The organism is Arachnia sp., from assembly GCF_057238465.1.
Window position 1 is genome coordinate 39405 of sequence record NZ_DBHHFZ010000015.1, and the last position, 19522, is coordinate 58926.

Sequence of the window (19522 nt, forward strand, 5' to 3'; positions counted from 1 at the left end):
CGCGACCCCTGGCCGGTCCGCTACGGTTTGCCCATGACCGACGGCAACCTGGAGATCCACGTGCTGGCCGACTCGACCGGGGAGACCGCGGTGCGGCTGGCCCGGGCCGCCCGCGCCCAGTTCCCGGATGCGCACTTCGAGATCATCAGGCACCCCCGGCTGGGAAAACTGGATGCCATGATGAAGGCGCTGGGCACCCTGAGGGAGCGGGCCAACCAGCGGATCGCCGTGTTCTTCACCCTGGTGAACGCCGAGCGGCGGAGCCTGGTCATCAACGCCTGCAAGGATCTCGCGATCCCCTACACCGACCTGATGGGCGACGCCCTGGTCGCTCTGGAGCAGATCTCCGGTCACGCCGCCGACGAGGTTCCCATGCGTCCCGTGGGTGTGGAGGCCGACTATTTCGTGAGGATCTCCGCGATGGAGTTCGCTATCCGCAACGATGACGGGGCCATACCTGCTGCGCTCCGGGAGTGCGACATCTGCCTGATCGGGGCGTCGCGTTCCGGCAAGACCCCCCTGTCGATCTACCTGGGATATCTGGGCTACAAAACGGTCAACGTTCCCCTGGTGCCCGGTATCCGGCCACCCGAGGAGCTGTTCGGGATCGAGCGCTGGCGCATCGTCGGGTTGACGATAGACCCCGAGCGGTTGCTGCAGATCCGGTCGCGCCGCGTACAGGGGTTGGGTGGTTTCGGCACCCGGGACGGCTACGCGGATCTGGGACGGATCCTCGACGAACTGGACGAGGTGGGTGCCGTTCAGAAGCGGCTGGGGGCGCCGATCATCGACACCACGGGGCTCGCCCTGGAGGAGGCCGCGGCTCGGATCATCGACATCGTCGACGAACGTGCCCGGAGGGCGGGTTCCTGTCTCCGCCAGCCGGCGGGACAGCTGCGCATCACCCCCTGATAGAAACGCAGAACCAACCGCCCCGATCCAAGGCCCCGGCCCGATCATCGCGCCGGGGTGCCTGCCCTCGGCCGGTGCACGGAGTGGTGTGGGATGGTTCGCTCAGATGCCCTCGTGGGCGTAGCTGCGGGGATCGTTGATGGGTTCGATGTGTCCGGTGACGTTCATCCGCGGGAACTCGGCGACGATCTCCTCGGAGAGGTCCTCCAGGAAATCGTGGCCCTGTTTGACGCTCCAGTCGTCCGGGACGAGCAGGTGGAAGTCCATGAACTGCCGGGCCCCGGAGACCCGGGTGCGCATCTGGTGGAAGGCAACCCCGGCCCCGGCCCTGCTGGTCAGGATTGCCCGCAGTCGTTCGTTGTCCTCTTCCGGTAGGGACACATCCATCAGCCCCTCGGTCGATTCCTTCAGCAGGCCGTAGCCGGTGAACAGGATGTTGACGCCCACCGCGATGGCGATCACGGGGTCGAGCCATCCCCAGCCGCTCACCCAGACCAGCGCGATCCCCACCAGCACACCGACCGAGGTCCACACATCGGTCATCAGGTGTTTGCCGTCGGCCCTGAGTGTGATGGAGCGGTGGCGTTTCCCGGCCCTGATCATCACCGACGCAACGACACCGTTGAGGATGGATGCGGCCACGGAGATCACCAGGCCGATCCCCAGCGATTCGAGGGGCTGCGGGACGAACAGCCGTTGGATCGCGAGGACGACGATGGAGATCGCGGCGACGAAGATCATCACGCCCTCCACGGCCGCCGAGAAGTACTCGGCCTTGGTGTGACCGAAATTGTGGTTGGCGTCGGCAGGTCTGGCCGCCACCTTCAGCACGATCAGCGCCACGATGGCGGCGGCCAGGTTGACCAGGGATTCGGCGGCATCGGCCAGCAGCCCCACGGATCCGGTGACCAACCAGGCCCCCGCTTTCAGCAGGATGGTGGCGAGGGCCGTCGCCACGGCCAGCCAGCCGTAGCGGCTCAGGTCAGGAACCCCGGAGGAATGTTGAGCATTTGGCGACACACCCCCATGTTCAATGCCCGTGGGAGTGGAATCAACCCCTGGAAGGATCCACTTGCCTACGTCGTCCCGACCAGGGGTGGGTGGGGTTCGATCCAGGTGCGGGTGCCGTCGGTGACCCAGCGGGTGGCGTGCCCGAGATGCCCGGCCGGCAGATATCCGGCCCTGAGATCCGCCACGGACACCGGCGAGGCACCGGTCAGGTCCGCGACCTCCGGAATCAGATCGGTGATCACGGCCGCCAGCGGCATGGCCAGGCTCTTCCGGTTGGCGACCAGCGTCGCCAGCACCTCCTCGTCGATCCCCCGCGCCACCAGCACGAGCGGTTGGTGCCGGGCTATGGGGAGCATCAGCTCCCGCATGCTCACCCCCGTCCCGTCGATGACCAGCACGTTGGCGCCCTCGAGGTCGATACGGCCGTTCACGTCGGCGAAACCGGGATCGGCGAGTCCGATCTCCAGTCTTTCGCCCCTGGGTTCGGCCCGGGGAACCGACCGTCCGGCGCCAGGGGCAGGCAGGTCGTCAATCTCCGACTGGGTCAGGTACCCGGGGCTCCCCCCACCCGGGTCTCGCGTGGGCTTGCCTTCCACCCGACGTCTACGCCGCACATCCAACCAGACGGCCAGAACCAGCAACAGCAGCCCGATTGCCAAAACCCACAGCAATCCGCCCAGTTCACCCATGTCTCCAAGACTGCCATGTGGACCGAGCGGAGGCCGTGTGGCTAGACTGTGCTCGCCCCTATAGCTCAGCTGGCAGAGCAGTGGACTTTTAATCCATGGGTCGCGGGTTCGATCCCCGCTGGGGGCACCAGAGGGTCACCGCAGCAGCAGACCCCGGGCGGATACCCAACAGACCCTGCCTGGGTGACTCATCGCACTCCAGGCTTGGATTGCCATGAGTCCCGGGACGAGAAGCCGCGGCAGAACCCACTGTCCGGTGGGGTTTGAGATCGTCCGGTCACGTCCCCAGTACCTGCGCCCCGCCATTGCCTGAACCCCCTGCGACCACCCCGGCCCCGGGGCCGGGCGGGGTTGCCCCGGGAGGCGGGGGTTTGAGGGCGCGGGCTACGGTGGTTTTGCCCACCCCCAGCACGGCCGCGATCCTGCCGAGGCTGGCTCCCCGGGCGCGCATCCGCTTGGCGGCATCGAGACGCTCCGGGGTCATGACGGTGGGACGGCCGCCGGCTCGTCCACGGGCCCGCGCCTGCCCCAAACCCCTCCGGGTGTTCTCGCGGACCGTGGAAACCCGCAGCTGCCCGAGGACGGTCAGGATCCCCACGATCGCCTCCCCCAGCGGGGTGGTCGTGCCTATGTCCAGGAAGGGTTCGGTGAGGCTGCGAAATCGCATCGCCCTGGTGGCGAGGTCACGGATGATTTCGATGGCCATCGCCTCGGTGCCCGCCACACGGTCCAAGGAACACACCACGAGCGTGTCCCCCTCGCGGAGGTGATCCAGGCAGACGGTCCGCTTGTACGGCTGACAGCCCCGTGATCCACGAAGACCCGCGTCGCCCCCGCTGCTTCCAGTTCCGCCTACTGCCCGGTGGGGCTCTGCTCGCCGGTGCTCACACGGGCATAGCCGACGATGTTCACCGTTCCATGTCCCGGCTTCGGCCCGGTTTGCCGCGGTGCGGGTGCCGTTCGGGGACGGCGGGGTTCCTGCTTAGGGCTTGTTGAGGGTCCGGCAGGGCCGCGGCACGGATGAAACTCCCGTGCCGGCTCTTGAGCTCCTTCCGCGCCTGCTGCTGTTCCACGGCATCGCGTGGCCACGCCCGGGCGGCGAGGGCTTGGGCGTCAGGGCCGGTGATTCGCGCCGCGACCTTGTGCAGGTCCTGGTCGGTTTCACGGACGGCACCGAGACCTTCCATCATGACCGCAGCGGCACGGAAACAGGCCTGGGCCTGCCCGGAGGTCATGGAAGTGACGTCCCGGGCCCGGTCGACAACCTCCCGGACCTTCGCGGCAAGCTCCGGGTCGCCCCGGGAAACCTCGGCGTCGAGGAAGACACGACCGTCGCGGTCCTGAACCACGACCCTGTCCACGAGCCCGGACGCCACGAGGGTCTCCACGGTGCCCGGAACCGCAGCGGTGGGGATGTCGTGGCCTTCGGCCGTGACCGTGCGTCCTACGCCGAACTCTTGAGCTTGCCCGACGTAGCGGGCGAGAGTGCTGAGCCGGGACACCTCGGGCGGGACGGCCACGACCCGCAATTCCGTGCCGTACCCGGCCTGTTTGAAGGCCTCGAACTCCCGCAGCAGCACAGCGGGTTGACGCAGCGTGGTCTCCACCACCGCGGTGATCCCGTTGTCCCGCAGCCATTGATTCGACATTCCTATCCACGCTCCGGAGGCCTGCGCGGTGACCTCTGGCATCGACAGGGGGTTGTGTTCCATGGTGTGGTCGTAGTCGGGGTGGAAACGCCTCAGGTCGTCACCGTTGACGATCACCGATCCCGGATGGATTTGGCCGCTGGCATCAACCACGCCGGTCTTGCCGGAACCCGGCTGCCCACCCACCGATATGAACCACGGCTGTTGTCCCGGGACGGGGCGCTCCGGGTTTCGGATTTCCTCGAGGTAAGGGATGACCTGCGTTTTGAAGATTTCGTGCAACTGCTGCGGCGTGAGATCGTTCATGCCACGACAGCAGGTGCCTCGGCCGGCAGGGAGTGGAACAGTTCCCTCAGCTCGGCCCGTTTCGCTGCGATCGCTTCTGCGTCGTGGGCCCTGACCTGTTGGACTCCCTTGGTGACCTGGCTGGCCTGGTTCATCCAGTGTTGCTTGACTGCTGGATCCGTGGCCTGATTCGCCCACGCGATGTAGCGGCCGCAGACCCGGGTCGCCATCTCCTTCATGATGTCGAAGGACATCAAGTAATCCGTCATCGTGACTCTCCTCATGCGGGGATCACTCCCGCAACCTACCAGATCGTTCCGAAAACAAACCTCCATTGGTTTCGAAACATTTTGGCCTCGGCAGCGGTTCCCGGGCCGTCAACGAGACCTGTTCTAACAGCGTTGCCTGTTGCACCCCGGGCGGTTCACCGCGACGATGTCCCCGGGAATCCCGGGATCGGCTCGAACCTCCTGGTGCGCAGCCTGAGGACGCTGAACCCCCAAGCCACCAAGGAACACAGCACCATGGTGACGGCGAAGTGACCGAGCCCGTCGGACAGGCTGTTGGCGATGGGTGTGTCGAGGGCGTAACCGGTCAACTCGCGGGTGGACCACAAAGGCATGAACCCGGCGTAGGAGCTGTCGGGGTCGATGAGCAGCTGGACGGCCATCAGGGCCAGCAGCGCGAGGGCCCCTTCGAGTTCCCTGACGATGACCAGACTCACCACCGCCCCCAACGGCGCCCCGATGAGCACGGTCACGACCAGCAGCAGCAACACCGACCACACCCGGGGTAGGTCATCCAGGGTGAGGGCGACGACCCCGAAGTAGATCACGGCCAGGCCCAGCCCGACGGTGAGCACGGCCGCCAGCCGTCCGGTGAAGAGCGACGAGGGCGAGGCACCCACCACCACCACCAGTCGCCTGTCCAGGTCGCGCGCGGCGATGAAGGTGAACAGCGACAGGGTCGCCACGGCCCAGCCGATCCCGATCGACAGGAACCGGATCGCCTGCCAGCGCACATCGATGCGCACCAGGTAGAAGGCCAGCGGGAGCAGCAGGATGAACACCAGGGCGGTGAGGCGCCGGCCCATTTCCTGCAGGCTGGTGACGAACACGGCCCGGATCATCACAGGCCCTCCTTCGGGTGGAGCTCGATGACGTGGTCGATGTCGTCGAGGTCGTGCAGCATGTGCGTGATCATGAGGATCCCGGCCCCGCGGTCACGCCAGCGCAGCAGTTGGCTGCGGAAGATCAGGTAGGAGTCCTCGTCGAATCCCTGGTAGGGCTCGTCGAGCAGGATGAGGTCGGGGCCGTCCAGCTCGGCCAGCACCACGTTGAGTTTCTGCCGGGTGCCGCCAGAGAGCCGCGAGGCCACGATGTCGCGGCGCGGCCGCCAGCCGAGCAGGGATGCGAGCCTGCGTCCCGTCCCCCGGGCCCTCCGGGCCCCCATGCGACTGGCGGCCCCGAAGAGACGGAAGTGTTCGTCCGGGGTCAGCAGCGGGGCGACGCCGCCCAGTTGAGGGGCGTAACCGATGCGCGGGACCCGCTGGACGACACCCGCCGAGGGGCGGATCACGCCGGCGCAGATCCCGAGCAGCGTGGACTTCCCGGAGCCGTTGGCACCGACCACGGCGGTGATCTCGCCGGCCCGCAGCTCCAGGTCGATACCGCGGAGAATCTCGCGTCTCCCGTAGCTCTTCGAGACGGATCGCAGCCGCAGCACCACCTCTCCCCCGCCGCGATTCACGCCGAGCGCCCGGGTCTCGGCCACGTGAAGGGTCCTGACCAGGGTGGAGGCGTAGGCGACGGCCGGCCCGTACAGTTCCTGCGGGTCGCGGCCCGCATCCCGGGCCTCCTCCACCGCGTCACGGGCCAGTCCGTCCGCCTCGGCACGATCCAGACCGGCCTCGACGAGCTGCCCGGCCAGCGTCCGTCCCCATTTCCCGGTCATCGGTTTGGCTCCTCACTGCCGGCATCCGCCGTCGCCCCGGAGACGACCCGTTCGACGGCGTCGCGGAAACTCCGCCACTCGTCCCGGCGTCGCGACGCCTCCTCAGCCCCGAGGGGCGTCAGCTCGTAGTACTTGCGCACCGGACCCAGCGTGCTCGGCACCCGGGTCGCCCGAACGAGTCCTTGTTTCTCCAGACGCAGCAGGGCCGGATAGAGCGTCCCGCCGGGAATCTCCCCGAATCCCGCCTCGGCGAGGCCTGCGGCCAACCCGCGCCCGTACTCGCTCCCTCCTGCGAGGATGCCGAGCAGGCAGAGGTCGAGGAAACCGTGGATCCACTGTTGCCGGAAACCGTCAAACATGCTTGATAGCCTAGCTATCTACTGGTAGCAAGTCCAGCTATCCACCTGGCGTGCGAGAGCTCTCCCCTGCTTACTGGCGCGGAGTCCCGGCGCGCCCCACGGCGACGACCGCCACCGGCGGCACCGGTCTCCACGCCGTCCGGAGGACCATCGCCCGCGACGAGGTCACCCGCGTTCTCATCGACGCCATGGCGATCCCCGAAACCGCCTGCACCACCCTGGAGCTCGTCTCCGAACACGGCCCCGAACAGCCCGGCCTCGGCCCCCTCTTCGTGCCCCTGCCCCGCAGGTGATCGAGGAGCCCGCCCGCCGCCGCGACGGTTTCCGCCGCGCCGAACCTCAACCGTGGGCGCCCGGGATTTTCCAGTTGTACCGGGTGAGGTGGTTGGTCAGGCGCTGGTCCACGACCTCGAGATCGAGCTCCGCTCCGTGTTTTTCCAGGACGATCATGCAGCCCGGGTCGAGGATTCCTTGCGTGTTGAACTCCAGTTCCCGCACCTTCACCGATTCCGTTATGCCGTTGCTGGCCAGTCCGCGCGCATGGGGTTCACCGGTGTGCCCGTAGAAGTGGTAGCGGAAGAGGACGCGGTCCAGGAGTTCCCTGAGCTCCGGCATCCCATATCCCCTGATGCTCTCGGATTCCTTGTCGTGGGAGATCAACAGATCGAAGTCCTCACGGGTTGCGTGCAGTTTCCGAAGAGCCTTTCTCTCGTATTCCTGGATGAATCGTTGATGGGTTCGCCCCTTGGAATCCGCTATGCGACCCACACCGATGAACGTGAGCACGTCCTTGCCCACCCGGAACACCTGTTTGACCCCCGTCCGGCACACGAAAACCCGGCGATAGGCGTCGATGGGAAACCGGGGTTCGTCGGTTTCCCTTTCCAGACCGTCAAGGAAGTCATGATCCTCGTGGTTTCCGCGGACGCAGGTCATTTCCACGTCCAGTTCGTCGAGGAAGCGGGCGATCCCGGGGTTCACCCGGACGAAGTCGTCGTGGAATCCCAGTTCGTCACGGTCACGCCGTGCGTGGCGAAGCGTCGCCCTGTCCATGGCCGCAAGATCCGGGAAAGCACCCATGTCCCCGCACTGCAGGATGTGATCGATTCTGTTTCCCGTTTCCTGTTGGTACAGGTGGACCAGTTTGAAGGGCAACAGGAATTTGCCGTGGATGTCGGCGAACACAGCGACCCGCATGAGTCTCGGGCTCCTTTCCGTCTGACGGCGGGGCAACGGTAGCAGCCGGGGAAGGCCTGCCGGATGGCGCCCTCCCCGCCGATACGTTCTTCCTCGGCGCCGGTGGATCCCTGCTCGCCGCCGTAATGGATCAAGGGAATCCCCGCGGATGAGCAGAATCGCCAGGGTCATGCCCATGCGCCGGCCCGGAGGAGGACCGGCAGGCCTTCATCGACGCCACTCCCGGCGACTGGGCCGCGATCCCGGTCCTAGTCCTCCAGCAGGTCGTGGACCACGACCGAGAACTCTCCCCTGCCGATCGCCTCCGTCAACGCGTCGACCTCCGGGGTCAGGACCCGGTCCTGATCCAGCGGCGTGACCCGCGCCCGGAGCTGCTCGTGGATACGCGCCGATCCCGTTCCCAGCGGCAGTCCCCGCATTCGCTCCTCCAGCAGGTGAATGCCCTGCCCGCTGATGACGAACAGGACCGCCAGGAGCTGGTCGAAGCGACGGCTGTTGGCCCGCAGACCGTTGACCGCGGCCATCGCCATGGTGTGGAAGTCCTCCTGGCCGCCCTTGAGGGGGAAGGACAGGGCCCCGACGGGGTTCGCGAGCAGCTGGATCTCGGGGATCAGGGCGGCCGCGCTGGTGTGCAGCAGGAGCATGCCGGAATTGATCCCGACCTCCCCTCCGCTCAGTCCGGCGGGAAGTCCGTGGCTCCAGCCGTCGTGCAGCAGCCGGGCCGCCAGGTCCTTGGTCAACACCGCCAACCGCGCCAGGCAGCTGTTCACCGACTGCGCCGCGTGCCCCAGCACCGTCGCATCCCAGTTGCCGCCGGAGAGGAACTCGTGGCCCTCACCCGTGTAGTCGGGGATCAGCAGCGGATTGCAGGTCGACGAGTTGGCCTCGCGGGTGACGTCCTCCCGGGCCCGTTCCAGTTCCCGCAGGATGATGCCGATCTGGTGCGGCACAGACCGGACCGAGGTTGGGTCCTGGATGCGCGGAGCGGTCTCGCCCGCGCGGCGTCTGCCCTCGTTCGTCGTCCACTGGCTGTCGCCGATGAGTCGCAGGATCAGGTCGTTGGCCTGCATCTCCCAGGGCATGTGCCGTTCGGCGTGGATCCTCGGGTCGAAGGCGTTTCGTTCCACCCGCACCGCCTCGCAGAACAACGCGAACGCACCCAGGAAGGTCTCGACCTGCCGGTAGACCTCCTCGACGGCCAGCGCCAGGTGGGCCGTCAGCACCGCCGACCCCGAGATCAGCGCGATCGCCTCCCCCGGGGCCAGTTGGAACTCGACGTCTCGTCCCATGGCCGCCCACGCCTGCGGTGCGCAGCGTTCCTCGCCGTCGTCGCCCCGCACCCTTCCCGCGACGTCCCCGGTCAGCGCGAGCCCGGCGGCCGCCATGGGTTGGAGGTCTCCGGTGCCCATCGAACCGGTGCCGGGCAGCACCGGGATGAGCCCCAGGTTGACGGCGTCGTTCATTCGCTCGACCAGTTCGGGACGGGCCCCGGAGGTGCCCCTGGCGAGGCAGTTCGCGCGGATGATCAGGGCCAGTCGCGACACCCTGCGCGGCAGCTCCTCGCCCAGACCGGTGCTGTGCGAACGCAGCACATTGACCTGGAACCGGAGCTGTTCCTCGGGTTCCAGCCGCCGGTCCTTGAACGGCCCGAGCGCCTGGTTCCAGCCGTAGACCCTCATCCCGGGGTCCGATTCCAGGATCTCCAGCCCCACCTCCCGGGCGCGCCGCATCTGGCCGCGGGAGACGGGATCCAGCGCGACCTCCACGCGTTCGGCCTTCAGCGCCGAGGCCAGGTCACGCCAGGTCAGGGAGGCGCCGTTGAGGGTGAGCCGGAGCGCTCCGTTCCCGGTCCGGGGCCGCTCCTTGGAGTTCTCATACCTGTGCACGGGTTCCGCCATCCGGGGTTTCCCGGCGTTCCGGGAGGTATTTCAGGAATTCGATGCCCATGATGTCCTCGCACTCCCCGACTGCGACGCGGTCCACCGCCGACGACGACAGCGGCAGTTTCGTGGCGTCCACCTTCACCAGGACCACATCACGCCCCGCGACGGCGTCCTTCACCGCCAGCGGCAGCCCGTTGGCCTTCCGGAGGATGAAGATGGTGTCCGGGTAGGTGGAAACACGTCCGGAAGGGCCGTCGATGGCCATGTACTCGTTGAGATAGGGGACGGTATGTTCGCCGATCCGGAAGGTGCCGTGGTCCCAGCCTCCCCTGGTGACCAGGTCGACCTCGTGGGTGAGCGGCCCCTCGTCGACGATCTCGCCGCCGAGGAAATCCACCACCGTCCCGGTGACGCGTTTCCCTGCCCGGGACCTGCCCGCCCCGGCCTCCTCCATGGCCCTGCCCAGGTCGAGGGCCAGGGAGATCACACCCAGCGCGGCGTGTTCCCTCACCCAGCCCAGTTCGACGGGGTTGCGGGCCGAGGCGATGAATCCCCCGGAGCGCACCGAGATGTCGCGCAGCACGTCATCACAGGTGTCGACGCGACCGATGTTGATGCTCAGGAGGTGCCCGTGGCGGGCCCGGTTGCCGCCGGAGACCACCTGGATGGTTTCGTACCCCTCTCGGGTGGTGAGCCCGAGGGAGCCGAGTTTCCCGGTGGGGTGGGCACGCACATCTCCGGCCGCGTCCAGGACCTTCACGCCGAGCGCCGACGACTGGATCCAGCCGTTGAGGGTGGTGGAGTAGCCGTTCTGCCCGGTGATGACTGCGGCGATGGGGTGGGGGGACAGTTCGATCAATTTCCGCAGCGCGTCGACGTAGTCGATGGGCCGGATCTCCCAGTCGGGGGCGGCCGGGGCGCCGATCGCGGCGACGGTGGCCACCCAGGAGTCCTCCGGCAACTCGTCGACGCCGGCCAGCACGGGACGGTTGAGGGTGGTGGCCATCCGTCCCATCAGCTCACCGTGGTCCTGCCAGCCCCCGCCTCCGCAGGCGAAGACACCCCCGCCGAGAACGGCCCAGCGGGCGTCATCAATGGTCAGTTCACGCATTTCGATTTCCTTCCGGGTCGGTCCGGGTCAGTTCCGGATCAGGTTGAGGGGTGCGCCGTGCGCGCCGGGTTCGTGGGATCGTTGCACCGCGTCGAGGGCGTCCTCGTAGCCCGCGGTGGCGTGGCGGATGACCCCGATTCCGGAGTCGAGGTCGAGGGCCTGGCGAAGCCTGGTGGCCGCCGCCCCGGTGCCGTCGGCGACGACGGTGACCCCCGCCGACTGCATCCACCCGGAGTAGCCGCCGCCCCCGGAGTGAACCGCCACCAGGTCGGCCCCGCCTGCGGCCAGCAGCATGGCGTCGAGGATGGGCCAGTCCGTCACACCGTCGGAGTCGTCGCGCATGCCCTCGGTGCCGATCCTGGGGTGGGTCATGCCGGCCGAATCCAGGTGGTCGCGGCTGAAGGCGACCGGCGCGCTGATCCGTCCGTCGGCGACGGCCTCGTTGACTGCGAGGGCCAGGGCCGAGCGTTCCCCGTACCCGAGCCAGCAGGACCGGGCGGGCAGGCCCTGGGCGGGGATGTGGCGGCGCGCCAGGCCGATCCACCGGGCGATCTCGGGGCGTTCGGGAAACATCCTCGCCGCCAGGTCGTCGACCACCGCGAGGTCGTTGTCGTCGCCGGAGAGGATCATCCACCGGAAGGGACCGATGCCGCGGCTGAACAGCGGCCGCAGATAGCCCTCCATGAAACCGGGGATCTCCGCGAAAACCCGCTGCCTCTCGGTCTCGCCGAGGACGTGGGAGGCCTGCACCCTGAGGTTGTTTCCGTTCTCGAACACCACCGATCCGCGCTGCCCCAGGGCGAGCATGGCCCGCACCTGGGCGGCCATGGATGCGCGGGCGTCGCGTTCCACCTGTTCCGGGTCGGTTTCACGGGCCTCGGCCCACGACCCGAGGGTGTAGCCGGATGGCAGGTAGCCGTAGCGGGCGTCGTGGGCGGCGGTCTGGTCGGTCACGATGTCGGGACGCGCTCCGCTGGCCACCACGGCGGGGAACACGTCGGCGGCGTTGCCCAGCAGCCCGACGGCGACGGGCCGTCGTTCAGTGATCGCCGCGGAGATCGTCGCCAAGGCACCGTCGAGGTCGTCAAGCACCAGGTCGATGCCGCCGGCGGCCTCAAGCTTCGCGAGTTTCGCGGGATCGGCCTCCACCACCAGAGTGGACAACCCCAGCATCCGCGCCGAGATCGGCTGGGAGGAGCCCATGCCTCCCAGCCCCGCGGTGAGCACCCAGCGGTGCGGGGCGGCCGACTCCCGGAAGTGTTTTTCCAGGGCGGCACGCAGCAGCTCGTAGGTGCCTCCCAGCACACCCTGCCTGCCGATGTACTGCCAGGCGGCGGCCGTCAGCCCACCCCAGATCGTCTTGTGTTCCGCAAGCCGGGAGTAAAACCTCTCCTCGGTGGCCCAGTTCCCCACGGTGTTGTTCACCGCCGAGACCACCATCGGGGCTGCGGCGTGGGTGTTCAGCACCGCCACGGGCCTTCCGGTCTGGAGCACCAGGGTCTGGTCCTCCCCGAGGTGTTGCAGGGCATCGACGATCCGCCGGTGGGCTTCCCAGTCCTTGGCGGCCTTCCCGATGGATGCGTAGACCACCAGCTCCTCGGGTCTTTCCCCCACCTCGAGGACGTTCTCCAGCAGCCGGAGCAGCGCCTCGGCCCGCCAGTTCCGACAGCGCAGCTCGGTTCCCCTACGGGCCGTGACGGTCATTGCTGTTCCTTTCGTTCAGTACGTGAGGGCGATGTCCACACCCCTCCTGAGACCGACGAGGGTCAGGGGGTTGATGTCGGAGTGGAGGGTGCAGTTGGGTGCCACTATCAGGCGGTCGCCCGCGGCGCGACGCGCCTGGACGACGTGTGCGGCCGCCTCGCTGGGGGTCCAGTAGAGGCTGGTGAGCTCGTCGATCCCGACCATCGGCACCCAGCCGTAGCGACTCGTGGCCTCGGGAATGGTCGGGGCCGATGCCTTGTCGGACCAGCTCAGTACCTCGACAGGGTAGTCGGCGATCAGCTCCGGGTCGGCGTCCTCGCCGTGCAGGTGCGCGATCCGCACCAGCGACGGGGCGGCGGCCAACACCTGGATGTCGTAGGGGGCAACCCAGTCGCGGAACTGTTCGGGGGTCAGTCCGAAGCTGGTGGCGTCCCTGCTGGCCCCGTTGACTGCGACGAACAATGCATCGACGCCGAACCCGTCCAGCCCGGCCGCGTAGCGCGCCAGGGCGTCGGCGACCCGGGAGATGGTGCGGTGCGCGAGAGCCGGATCCGCCTTGAAGTACTCGATGACGCTGCCGCCCAGGGCCCTGACGAGAGCCTGGGTGGGTGAGAACACCGTCTCGATGACGGCGGCCTCGGGCGCGGCGGCGCGGATCAGTTCCAGCACCTCGTGCTGCCTGGCCTGGCTGTCGAGCAGCACCCCGGGATCGGCCAGGACGTCGTCGAGCTGCGCGGGGTCGGTGATCTCCTCGAGCCCCTCGGGCAGGTCGATGCGGTAGTCGTGCATGACCTTGATGAAGTCCCAGTCGTAGTCGCGGTAGAAATTCAGGTGGGCCTCGGCCACCTGCTGCGGGCTCCATCTCGCCGATCCGTAGTGCACCCAGGCCCCGACCGGGGGCCGGTCGGTGGTTCCGCCCCGGGCGGCGGTCAGGAATCGGTCACGTTTGGTCGTCATCGTCGTCTCCGTTTCGTGTGGTGCGCCCCAGGTAGGCCTCCTGGACGCGTGGGTTGTCCAACAGTTCTCCGGCCGGTCCTTCGAGCACGAGGTTCCCGGTGGCCAGCACGTAGCCGTGGTGGGCGATGCTGAGGGCCAGCTCCGCCTGCTGTTCGACCATGAGCACGGCCAGCCCCAGGTCGGTGTTCAACGCGGCAATGGTTTCGAGTACCTCGTCCACGAGACGAGGCGACAGGCCCATGGTCGGTTCGTCCATGCAGATCAGCCGGGGGCGGCTCATGAGGGCCCGGGCGAAGGCGAGCATCTGCTGTTCCCCGCCCGACATGGTCCCGGCCGCCTGGCGCCGCCGCTGCCCCAGGCGGGGGAAACGGTCGTACTGGGCGATGAGATCCTCACGAACACCCGCTTTGTCGCGCCGCGTGTAGGCGCCCATCAGGAGGTTCTCCTCCACGCTCATGGGCGCGAAGATGCGGCGCGCCTCCGGCACCGAGGCGATGCCCGAGGCCACCCTGCGTGAGGTCGGCCAGGTGGTGATGTCCTTCCCGTCCAGCAGCACCCTGCCCGCATCGGGGCGCACGAGCCCCAGGATGGTTTTCATGGTGGTGGACTTGCCCGATGCGTTGCCGCCGAGCAGCGAGACGATCCGCCCCGCCGGGACCGTCAGGTTCACGCCGTTCAGGGCCCTGGCCTGCCCGTAACTGACCTCCACTGCCTGCAGTTCCAGAAGCGCCTCAGTCATCTTCCTCTCCTTCCCGGTCCTTCCGGGCCCGTTCCTCGCGGGCGCGGCGGCGGGCGTCCTCCGACCTGCCGAGGTAGGCCTCGATGACGGCCGGATCGTTCCTGACCTGTTCGGGTGGCCCCGAGGCGATCACGTGGCCGTCGTCCATCACCAGCACGTGGTCGGACAGCGTCATGACCAGGTCGAGTTTGTGTTCCACCAGCAGGATCGACTGCCCCGCAGCCTTCAGGCGGAGGAGCTGCTCCAGCATCTCGGCGGTCTCCGACTGGTTCATTCCCGCGGTCGGTTCATCGAGGACCAGCAGGGTTGGTTCTCCCGCGAGGGCGCGGGCGATCTCGGTGCGCCGCCGGTTCGCGTAGCTGAGGGTGTGGGCCAGGTCGTCGGCGCGGTTGCCGAGGCGTTCCGGGAACCTGTCGATCCCTGCCTCCACTCGCCGCCTGATCGTTTCGCGTTCCTTCCCCACCCCGGGCAGGGGCAGCAGCGCCGCCAGCACCTCCCCGAGCAGCGGCAACCAGCCCAGCAACCACCGCAGGACGGGGATCTCCGTCAGGCGTTTCAGGGGACGGTGGGCCCTCAACTCGCGGTGCAGCCCAACGGAGATGTTCTCCGCGACGGTCAGGTTCCCGAAGACGCGGCCGTTCTGGAAGGTCCGCAGCACCCCGGCCGTTGCGACCTGCTCGGGATGGCGGGCCGCCACCACGTGGCCACGGATCACGATCCTCCCGGAGTTCGGCCGCAGCACCCCCGTCACCAGGTTGAGGGTGGTGGTCTTGCCGGAGCCGTTGGGGCCGATGATCGCCACCGTCTGTCCCGGGGCCACCTCCAGGTCGACACCGGCGACGGCGTGCACCCCCTCGAAGTGGCGGTGCAGACCGGTTGCCCTCAGCACGGGCGTGGTTGGTGTGGTCATCATGCTCTCCTCGTCCACAGGCCCTGGGGCAGGAAACGGATGATCGCGATCACGACGATCCCGTACAGCAGGATGCGCACGTCGGGGGCCAGGCGCAGCGCCTCGGGCAACCCGACCAGGGCCAGGGAACCGAGCACCGCCCCGAAGGGGGAGTTGATCCCGCCCAGCACGACGATCGTCAGCACCAGCACGGACATCTGGACGGTGAACACCGTCGGATCGAGGTAGTTGTACTGGTGCGCCAGCAACGCCCCCGCCATCCCGGCGAAGAAAGCGGCCAGCGCGTAGGCGAGCGCCTTGTAGCCGCGGGTGCGCAACCCCAGGGAACGCGACGCGATCTCGTCGGAGCCGACGGCCGCCAGGACATTGCCCAGGTGCGAGGAGCGGATCCTGAACACCACGAACAACGTGATCGCCAGCACCACCAGGTCGAGCTGGTAGTGGTCCTCGGCAACCAGCAGCCGCAACCCGAGGATTTCCGGGGCGGGGATGCCGGAGAGCCCGTAGGCGCCCTTGGTGACCGCGTCCCAGCCGCGGATCACCGACAGCACGATGTAGCCGAGGGCCAGGGTCGCCATGGAGACGTAGTGGCCGTCGAGTCTCCAGATCGGCAGGGTCACCAGGGTGGCCAGCACCGCCGCGATCACCCCGGCCAGTAGCAGGGCCACCAGGAAGGGCAGGTTCAGGCGCATCACCAGCAGCGCCGAGGCGTAGGCGCCGATGGCCACGGGAGCGGCCTGTCCCAGGGAGACCTGCCCGGTCGACCCGGCCAGCAGCGTCATGGGGACCGCGATGATGGCGTAGATCGCCACCTGGGTGCCGACGGAGCTGAGCACCGGACCGCCCAGCAGTGGCACCGCCAGGCCCGCGACCAGGGCGAGCAGCACCCAGTGCCACCACGCCAGCCTGGGTGGGCGGCCGGCCCCGAGGAAGGTGCCGGTCATGGGTTCGGAGGAGACGGTGTGCCGGGAACCGAACAGCCCGTGGGGTCGCAGCAGCAGCACCAGCAGGAAGGCACCGAAGATGAACAGGTCCCGGAAGCTGCCGCCGAACTGGTAAATACCGAGCGCCTCCAGCAGTCCGATCACGAAGCCACCGGCCACGGCGCCGACGATGGATCCCAGGCCACCGACCGCTGCTGCGATGAACCCGACGGTTCCGGTGAAGGAGGCCGAATAGGGCGAGATGACGCCGGCGTACATGCCGAAGAAGATTCCCCCCACCCCACCGAGGCAGGAGGCAAGCAGGAAGGACAGGTTCTGGACCCTCGTCACGGGAATCCCCATCTGGCGGGCGGCGTCCGGGTCCGCCGCGGTGGCCCGCACGGCCAGGCCGTCACGCCCGAACCGCAGCCATGCCCACAGCGCGAGCATCGCAGCGATGGTGAAACCGAGGGCGACGGCGTCGGAGGTGCCGAGCCTGACCCCACCGACGGGCAGGTCGTCGGTCGGCAGCGGGGCCGGGTATTCGCGGGTGTCGGCCCTGAACAGGATCTGGCTCAGGTTGTCGAGCACCATGGAGGCCGCGAAGGTGGCGAGCAGAGCGGCGATCGGGGGTGCCTTGATCAGCGGGCGCACCGTCGTGAGGTTGATGATCCAGCCGATCAGGGCACTGGAGGCGGCCACGGCCAGCAGCGCCAGCCACCACGGCCACCCGCACACGCCGATGAACCACCAGCCGAGCATCGCACCGAAACCGACGATTGATCCCTGGGCGAAGTTGACCACGCCCGTGACACCGAAGATCAGGGAGATGCCGACGGCCACCAGCGCGTAGACGTTGCCGTGGACGAGCCCCGAGACGATCGTGTCGATCATGAGGCCTCCGCCGGCACGTAGGCGCCGTTCCTGACGGTGACGGGCAGGAGGGTGACGTCACCGGGGCGGCGGTCCGCGGAGAACTCGAACTCCCCGAATTGCACGGTCTTCCACCTGCCGCCGTCGGAGAGGGCCTTGAAGACCCCCTCACGGGTGGCGCCGCCGCGGCGGACCGCCTCGATCAGCACGTTGAGGGCGTCGTAGGCGTAGGCGGAGAAGGTGCTCGGGTCGTGCCCGAACCTGTCCTTGAACCGTTTGTTGAAGTCGACCACCGCCGGTGAGTCGTTGCCGATCAGGAAGTTCTCGATGATGATCGCTCCCTCGGCCGCGGATCCTGCGGCCTCCAGGAACTGCGGGGTGTTCTGGCCACCGAAGAACTGGCCGGTGAACCCGATCTCCCGCAGCTGCCGCACGATGCGCGCCCCGTCGGGTCCGTAGCCGAGGTGGACCACGGCCTGCGGTCCGGCGTCGCGGGCCTTGATCAGGACGGGCCGGTAGTCCTCGGAGTCGGGTTGGATGGGTGATTCGTATGCGATCTCCAGTCCGGCTGCCGCTGCGGATGCCTTGAAGATGTCGAAGGAGTTCTTGCCCCAGTCGCTCTCGAGGTAGACCACGGAGATCCTCTGGTAGCTGCCCGCGATCCACTGGGCGGCGCGGGTCTGGTAGAACTCCTGGGTCAGGGAGGTGGACCACATGTGGTCGCCTCCCTTGGTGAAGTCGGGGTTGGAGTTGGTGAAACCGAACTGGACGAGCCCGGCCTGCTGGTAGGTGGCCGAAGCGGCCATTGAGGCGCCGGAGGAGAAATCCCCCAGCTCCGCGATGACGGTGGCGTCTGCGACGAACTTCTGAGCGATCGGCACCGACTGTTTCGGATCGGACTGGGAGTCCTCCCATTTCAGTTCCACCTTGCGGCCGTCCACTCCCCCGGCGGCGTTGAGTTCCTCGAGGGCCAGGTCGAAACCCTCCTGCCAGTACTGGCCGTACTCGGCGCTGGTCCCGGTCCTCGGCCCCGAGACCCCGAAGACGATGGATCCACCCTGATCGGCGGAACCGCTCCCGGAGGCGCCGGCCCGGGAAAGAGCGCTGCAAGCGCTCAACGCGGCAAAAGCGGGAATGGCCCCGACAAAGGCACGGCGAGAAAGGTTTTTGGGCATGGCAATACTCATTTCTGGGCAGGGTTGAGCACCGCCGGAAATGGGCGGTGAATTGGAAAGCGAAAACCGAACGGAGAACCGTTTCAGGAGGATTGATTCAGCCACCCCGGACATCGGGGAGGGGCGACGAGCCGACCGCGTTCAAGCGGCCTTCAGGCTCAAGAAGCCAGGCTGAGAAGGATCAACAGGGACAACAACACATGCGGGCAGGGCGAGGCGTGACCCGGCTGGTCAGGATCGCTGCGTGCTGCATGGTTGCTCCCATGGTCGATGGACTGCCCCCAACCTATGTCCTTGATGATCCGGTGTCAATTCATTCCAGAATCTGAGAAATTGCGCCACTGGTGGTAGACCCGAACTGGATTCCGTTGCGTTATTGCCGATCGAGGAATGCCCGGCTCAACGCCGATGGCGACGGCCTTGTCGCACCGGCCCGACCACCCTACGGGCGAATGCGCACGCCTCGTCGCCAGATGGAAAGCACACCCCGGTGTTCTGATAGATCTTAACCTGGCACTCTCCTCAACACCGTGATCACAGGGTACGTCAGAGCATGTCAACTTGATCGTGTGCATCCGCCCATGCCGATGTGCGCGCGACTGGGATGTCAGGTACAAGGCCTGCAGCATGGCCGCCCGTTCGGGGCAGAGGGACGGGGACCTACCTGTCTCGATAGTCCGTGGCCCGCTACTGTGCATCGTATAGACTTGTTCGCGCCGTGGTCGTTCTCGACGCTGCTGATGTCGATGCCGCGAGTGCTTTCTGGGCGACCCTCTTGAGTAGTCACGTCATCGACGACGATGCCCAGTTTCACTGCGTGATCGACGCCGATCGAAACTGGCGGGTCGGCGTCTAGCTCGCCCCCGATCACGAGCCGCCGCAATGGCCCGACGGAGCGCCACAGCAGGTCCACCTCGACCTGCACGTCACGGATCCGCACGAGGCGCACGCAACCGCCATCGCCGCCGGGGCGCGACTACTGCAAGACAGCGACCTCACGGCCGAGGAAGGCAACCAGGTCTACGCCGATCCCGCAGGTCACCCCTTCTGCAACGGATGGGGTCAACCATCCCCGGCAGCTCTCGACGCCTTCCTAAAGGGTCGGCAGGGCTGAAACTCACACGCTAAGGTCAACCCCTGGAATTGGCGTGGGTCACTGAGGCAACCAGCTCAGCTCACCCGAGCATCGATC

At 67.6% G+C, this 19522-nt stretch carries 20 protein-coding genes, 1 tRNA gene and 1 pseudogene; 5 read left to right on the plus strand and 17 right to left on the minus strand.

Annotated features, from left to right (window positions below):
• Positions 1-33 precede the first annotated feature (33 nt).
• Positions 34-912, plus strand: coding sequence for a pyruvate, water dikinase regulatory protein (locus ACO6D6_RS13635; RefSeq protein ID WP_484785791.1), 879 nt, complete (start codon positions 34-36; stop codon positions 910-912).
• Positions 913-1014: 102 nt separating this feature from the next.
• Here the strand turns inward: ACO6D6_RS13635 and ACO6D6_RS13640 are convergent, their stop codons facing one another.
• Both ACO6D6_RS13640 and ACO6D6_RS13645 read right to left on the minus strand, forming a co-directional pair.
• Positions 1015-1932, minus strand: a complete 918-nt coding sequence (locus tag ACO6D6_RS13640; protein ID WP_484785792.1) for a cation diffusion facilitator family transporter — start codon at positions 1930-1932, stop codon at positions 1015-1017.
• A gap of 56 nt (positions 1933-1988) precedes the next feature.
• Entirely contained in the window at positions 1989-2612 is a 624-nt protein-coding gene (locus tag ACO6D6_RS13645) for a hypothetical protein (protein WP_484785793.1), read from the minus strand.
• Between the two features lie 54 nt (positions 2613-2666).
• Here ACO6D6_RS13645 and ACO6D6_RS13650 point away from each other — a divergent pair.
• Positions 2667-2742 (plus strand) — tRNA-Lys (locus ACO6D6_RS13650).
• Positions 2743-2889: 147 nt separating this feature from the next.
• Here the strand turns inward: ACO6D6_RS13650 and ACO6D6_RS13655 are convergent.
• The 6 genes from ACO6D6_RS13655 to ACO6D6_RS13680 all read right to left on the minus strand — a co-directional run bounded on the left by ACO6D6_RS13655 (position 2890) and on the right by ACO6D6_RS13680 (position 6858).
• Positions 2890-3357, minus strand: coding sequence for a recombinase family protein (locus ACO6D6_RS13655; RefSeq protein ID WP_484785794.1), 468 nt, complete (start codon positions 3355-3357; stop codon positions 2890-2892).
• 163 nt (positions 3358-3520) lie between these two features.
• A complete protein-coding gene (locus tag ACO6D6_RS13660) occupies positions 3521-4567 on the minus strand; it encodes a zeta toxin family protein (RefSeq protein WP_484785795.1) in 1047 nt (348 codons plus the stop codon).
• Complete coding sequence (locus ACO6D6_RS13665) at positions 4564-4815, minus strand: hypothetical protein (RefSeq protein WP_484785796.1); 252 nt, start codon at positions 4813-4815, stop codon at positions 4564-4566. The genes ACO6D6_RS13660 and ACO6D6_RS13665 overlap by 4 nt, the downstream gene beginning before the upstream one ends.
• Before the next feature lie 155 nt (positions 4816-4970).
• Positions 4971-5675, minus strand: coding sequence for a hypothetical protein (locus ACO6D6_RS13670; RefSeq protein ID WP_484785797.1), 705 nt, complete (start codon positions 5673-5675; stop codon positions 4971-4973).
• Positions 5675-6499 carry an ATP-binding cassette domain-containing protein gene (locus ACO6D6_RS13675; protein ID WP_484785798.1) on the minus strand — a complete coding sequence of 275 codons (825 nt, stop codon included), beginning with the start codon at positions 6497-6499 and terminating at the stop codon, positions 5675-5677. The genes ACO6D6_RS13670 and ACO6D6_RS13675 overlap by 1 nt, the downstream gene beginning before the upstream one ends.
• Positions 6496-6858, minus strand: coding sequence for a PadR family transcriptional regulator (locus ACO6D6_RS13680; protein WP_484785799.1), 363 nt, complete (start codon positions 6856-6858; stop codon positions 6496-6498). The genes ACO6D6_RS13675 and ACO6D6_RS13680 overlap by 4 nt, the downstream gene beginning before the upstream one ends.
• Before the next feature lie 50 nt (positions 6859-6908).
• Between ACO6D6_RS13680 and ACO6D6_RS13685 the strand changes: the two genes are divergently transcribed.
• Positions 6909-7151 carry a hypothetical protein gene (locus ACO6D6_RS13685; RefSeq protein WP_484785800.1) on the plus strand — a complete coding sequence of 81 codons (243 nt, stop codon included), beginning with the start codon at positions 6909-6911 and terminating at the stop codon, positions 7149-7151.
• A 46-nt stretch (positions 7152-7197) separates the two neighbouring features.
• On the opposite strand, the gene ACO6D6_RS13690 is transcribed toward ACO6D6_RS13685, so the two are convergent.
• The 9 genes from ACO6D6_RS13690 to ACO6D6_RS13730 all read right to left on the minus strand — a co-directional run bounded on the left by ACO6D6_RS13690 (position 7198) and on the right by ACO6D6_RS13730 (position 18330).
• On the minus strand, positions 7198-8055 hold the full coding sequence (locus ACO6D6_RS13690) for a metallophosphoesterase family protein (RefSeq protein ID WP_484785801.1): 858 nt from the start codon (positions 8053-8055) through the stop codon (positions 7198-7200).
• Positions 8056-8303: 248 nt separating this feature from the next.
• Positions 8304-9953, minus strand: a complete 1650-nt coding sequence (locus ACO6D6_RS13695; RefSeq protein WP_484785802.1) for an HAL/PAL/TAL family ammonia-lyase — start codon at positions 9951-9953, stop codon at positions 8304-8306.
• Complete coding sequence (locus tag ACO6D6_RS13700) at positions 9928-11049, minus strand: S-methyl thiohydantoin desulfurase domain-containing protein (RefSeq protein ID WP_484785803.1); 1122 nt, start codon at positions 11047-11049, stop codon at positions 9928-9930. The genes ACO6D6_RS13695 and ACO6D6_RS13700 overlap by 26 nt, the downstream gene beginning before the upstream one ends.
• Positions 11050-11076: 27 nt before the next feature.
• Positions 11077-12753, minus strand: coding sequence for a urocanate hydratase (locus tag ACO6D6_RS13705; protein ID WP_484785804.1), 1677 nt, complete (start codon positions 12751-12753; stop codon positions 11077-11079).
• Between the two features lie 15 nt (positions 12754-12768).
• Positions 12769-13710 (minus strand): uroporphyrinogen decarboxylase family protein, encoded by a 942-nt coding sequence (locus ACO6D6_RS13710; protein ID WP_484785805.1) that lies wholly within the window; start codon positions 13708-13710, stop codon positions 12769-12771.
• The gene (locus ACO6D6_RS13715) at positions 13694-14449 is read right to left on the minus strand and encodes an ABC transporter ATP-binding protein (protein ID WP_484785806.1); all 756 of its coding nucleotides are present in this window, start codon (positions 14447-14449) and stop codon (positions 13694-13696) included. The genes ACO6D6_RS13710 and ACO6D6_RS13715 overlap by 17 nt, the downstream gene beginning before the upstream one ends.
• Positions 14442-15359: an ABC transporter ATP-binding protein gene (locus ACO6D6_RS13720; protein ID WP_484785807.1), complete on the minus strand. Its 918-nt coding sequence runs from the start codon at positions 15357-15359 to the stop codon at positions 14442-14444. Before ACO6D6_RS13720 ends, ACO6D6_RS13715 begins: the two co-directional genes overlap by 8 nt.
• Positions 15359-17176, minus strand: a complete 1818-nt coding sequence (locus ACO6D6_RS13725) for an ABC transporter permease (protein WP_484785808.1) — start codon at positions 17174-17176, stop codon at positions 15359-15361. The genes ACO6D6_RS13720 and ACO6D6_RS13725 overlap by 1 nt, the downstream gene beginning before the upstream one ends.
• Positions 17173-18330, minus strand: coding sequence for an ABC transporter substrate-binding protein (locus tag ACO6D6_RS13730; protein WP_484785809.1), 1158 nt, complete (start codon positions 18328-18330; stop codon positions 17173-17175). Before ACO6D6_RS13730 ends, ACO6D6_RS13725 begins: the two co-directional genes overlap by 4 nt.
• A 718-nt stretch (positions 18331-19048) precedes the next feature.
• Between ACO6D6_RS13730 and ACO6D6_RS13735 the strand changes: the two genes are divergently transcribed.
• Positions 19049-19186 (plus strand): hypothetical protein, encoded by a 138-nt coding sequence (locus ACO6D6_RS13735; RefSeq protein WP_484785810.1) that lies wholly within the window; start codon positions 19049-19051, stop codon positions 19184-19186.
• A 51-nt stretch (positions 19187-19237) separates the two neighbouring features.
• A pseudogene (locus ACO6D6_RS13740) lies at positions 19238-19444 on the plus strand (VOC family protein); the annotation flags it as partial.
• Positions 19445-19522: the final 78 nt, after the last annotated feature.

Excerpts from the sequence above, each read along its gene's own strand:
- ACO6D6_RS13635 (WP_484785791.1), top strand. The coding sequence starts at position 34 with ATGACCGACGGCAACCTGGAGATCCACGTGCTGGCCGACTCGACCGGG.
- ACO6D6_RS13645 (WP_484785793.1), bottom strand. The coding sequence starts at position 2,612 with ATGGGTGAACTGGGCGGATTGCTGTGGGTTTTGGCAATCGGGCTGCTG.
- ACO6D6_RS13660 (WP_484785795.1), bottom strand. The coding sequence starts at position 4,567 with ATGAACGATCTCACGCCGCAGCAGTTGCACGAAATCTTCAAAACGCAG.
- ACO6D6_RS13665 (WP_484785796.1), bottom strand. The coding sequence starts at position 4,815 with ATGACGGATTACTTGATGTCCTTCGACATCATGAAGGAGATGGCGACC.
- ACO6D6_RS13670 (WP_484785797.1), bottom strand. The coding sequence starts at position 5,675 with ATGATCCGGGCCGTGTTCGTCACCAGCCTGCAGGAAATGGGCCGGCGC.
- ACO6D6_RS13675 (WP_484785798.1), bottom strand. The coding sequence starts at position 6,499 with ATGACCGGGAAATGGGGACGGACGCTGGCCGGGCAGCTCGTCGAGGCC.
- ACO6D6_RS13680 (WP_484785799.1), bottom strand. The coding sequence starts at position 6,858 with ATGTTTGACGGTTTCCGGCAACAGTGGATCCACGGTTTCCTCGACCTC.
- ACO6D6_RS13690 (WP_484785801.1), bottom strand. The coding sequence starts at position 8,055 with ATGCGGGTCGCTGTGTTCGCCGACATCCACGGCAAATTCCTGTTGCCC.
- ACO6D6_RS13695 (WP_484785802.1), bottom strand. The coding sequence starts at position 9,953 with ATGGCGGAACCCGTGCACAGGTATGAGAACTCCAAGGAGCGGCCCCGG.
- ACO6D6_RS13700 (WP_484785803.1), bottom strand. The coding sequence starts at position 11,049 with ATGCGTGAACTGACCATTGATGACGCCCGCTGGGCCGTTCTCGGCGGG.
- ACO6D6_RS13705 (WP_484785804.1), bottom strand. The coding sequence starts at position 12,753 with ATGACCGTCACGGCCCGTAGGGGAACCGAGCTGCGCTGTCGGAACTGG.
- ACO6D6_RS13710 (WP_484785805.1), bottom strand. The coding sequence starts at position 13,710 with ATGACGACCAAACGTGACCGATTCCTGACCGCCGCCCGGGGCGGAACC.
- ACO6D6_RS13715 (WP_484785806.1), bottom strand. The coding sequence starts at position 14,449 with ATGACTGAGGCGCTTCTGGAACTGCAGGCAGTGGAGGTCAGTTACGGG.
- ACO6D6_RS13720 (WP_484785807.1), bottom strand. The coding sequence starts at position 15,359 with ATGACCACACCAACCACGCCCGTGCTGAGGGCAACCGGTCTGCACCGC.
- ACO6D6_RS13725 (WP_484785808.1), bottom strand. The coding sequence starts at position 17,176 with ATGATCGACACGATCGTCTCGGGGCTCGTCCACGGCAACGTCTACGCG.
- ACO6D6_RS13730 (WP_484785809.1), bottom strand. The coding sequence starts at position 18,330 with ATGCCCAAAAACCTTTCTCGCCGTGCCTTTGTCGGGGCCATTCCCGCT.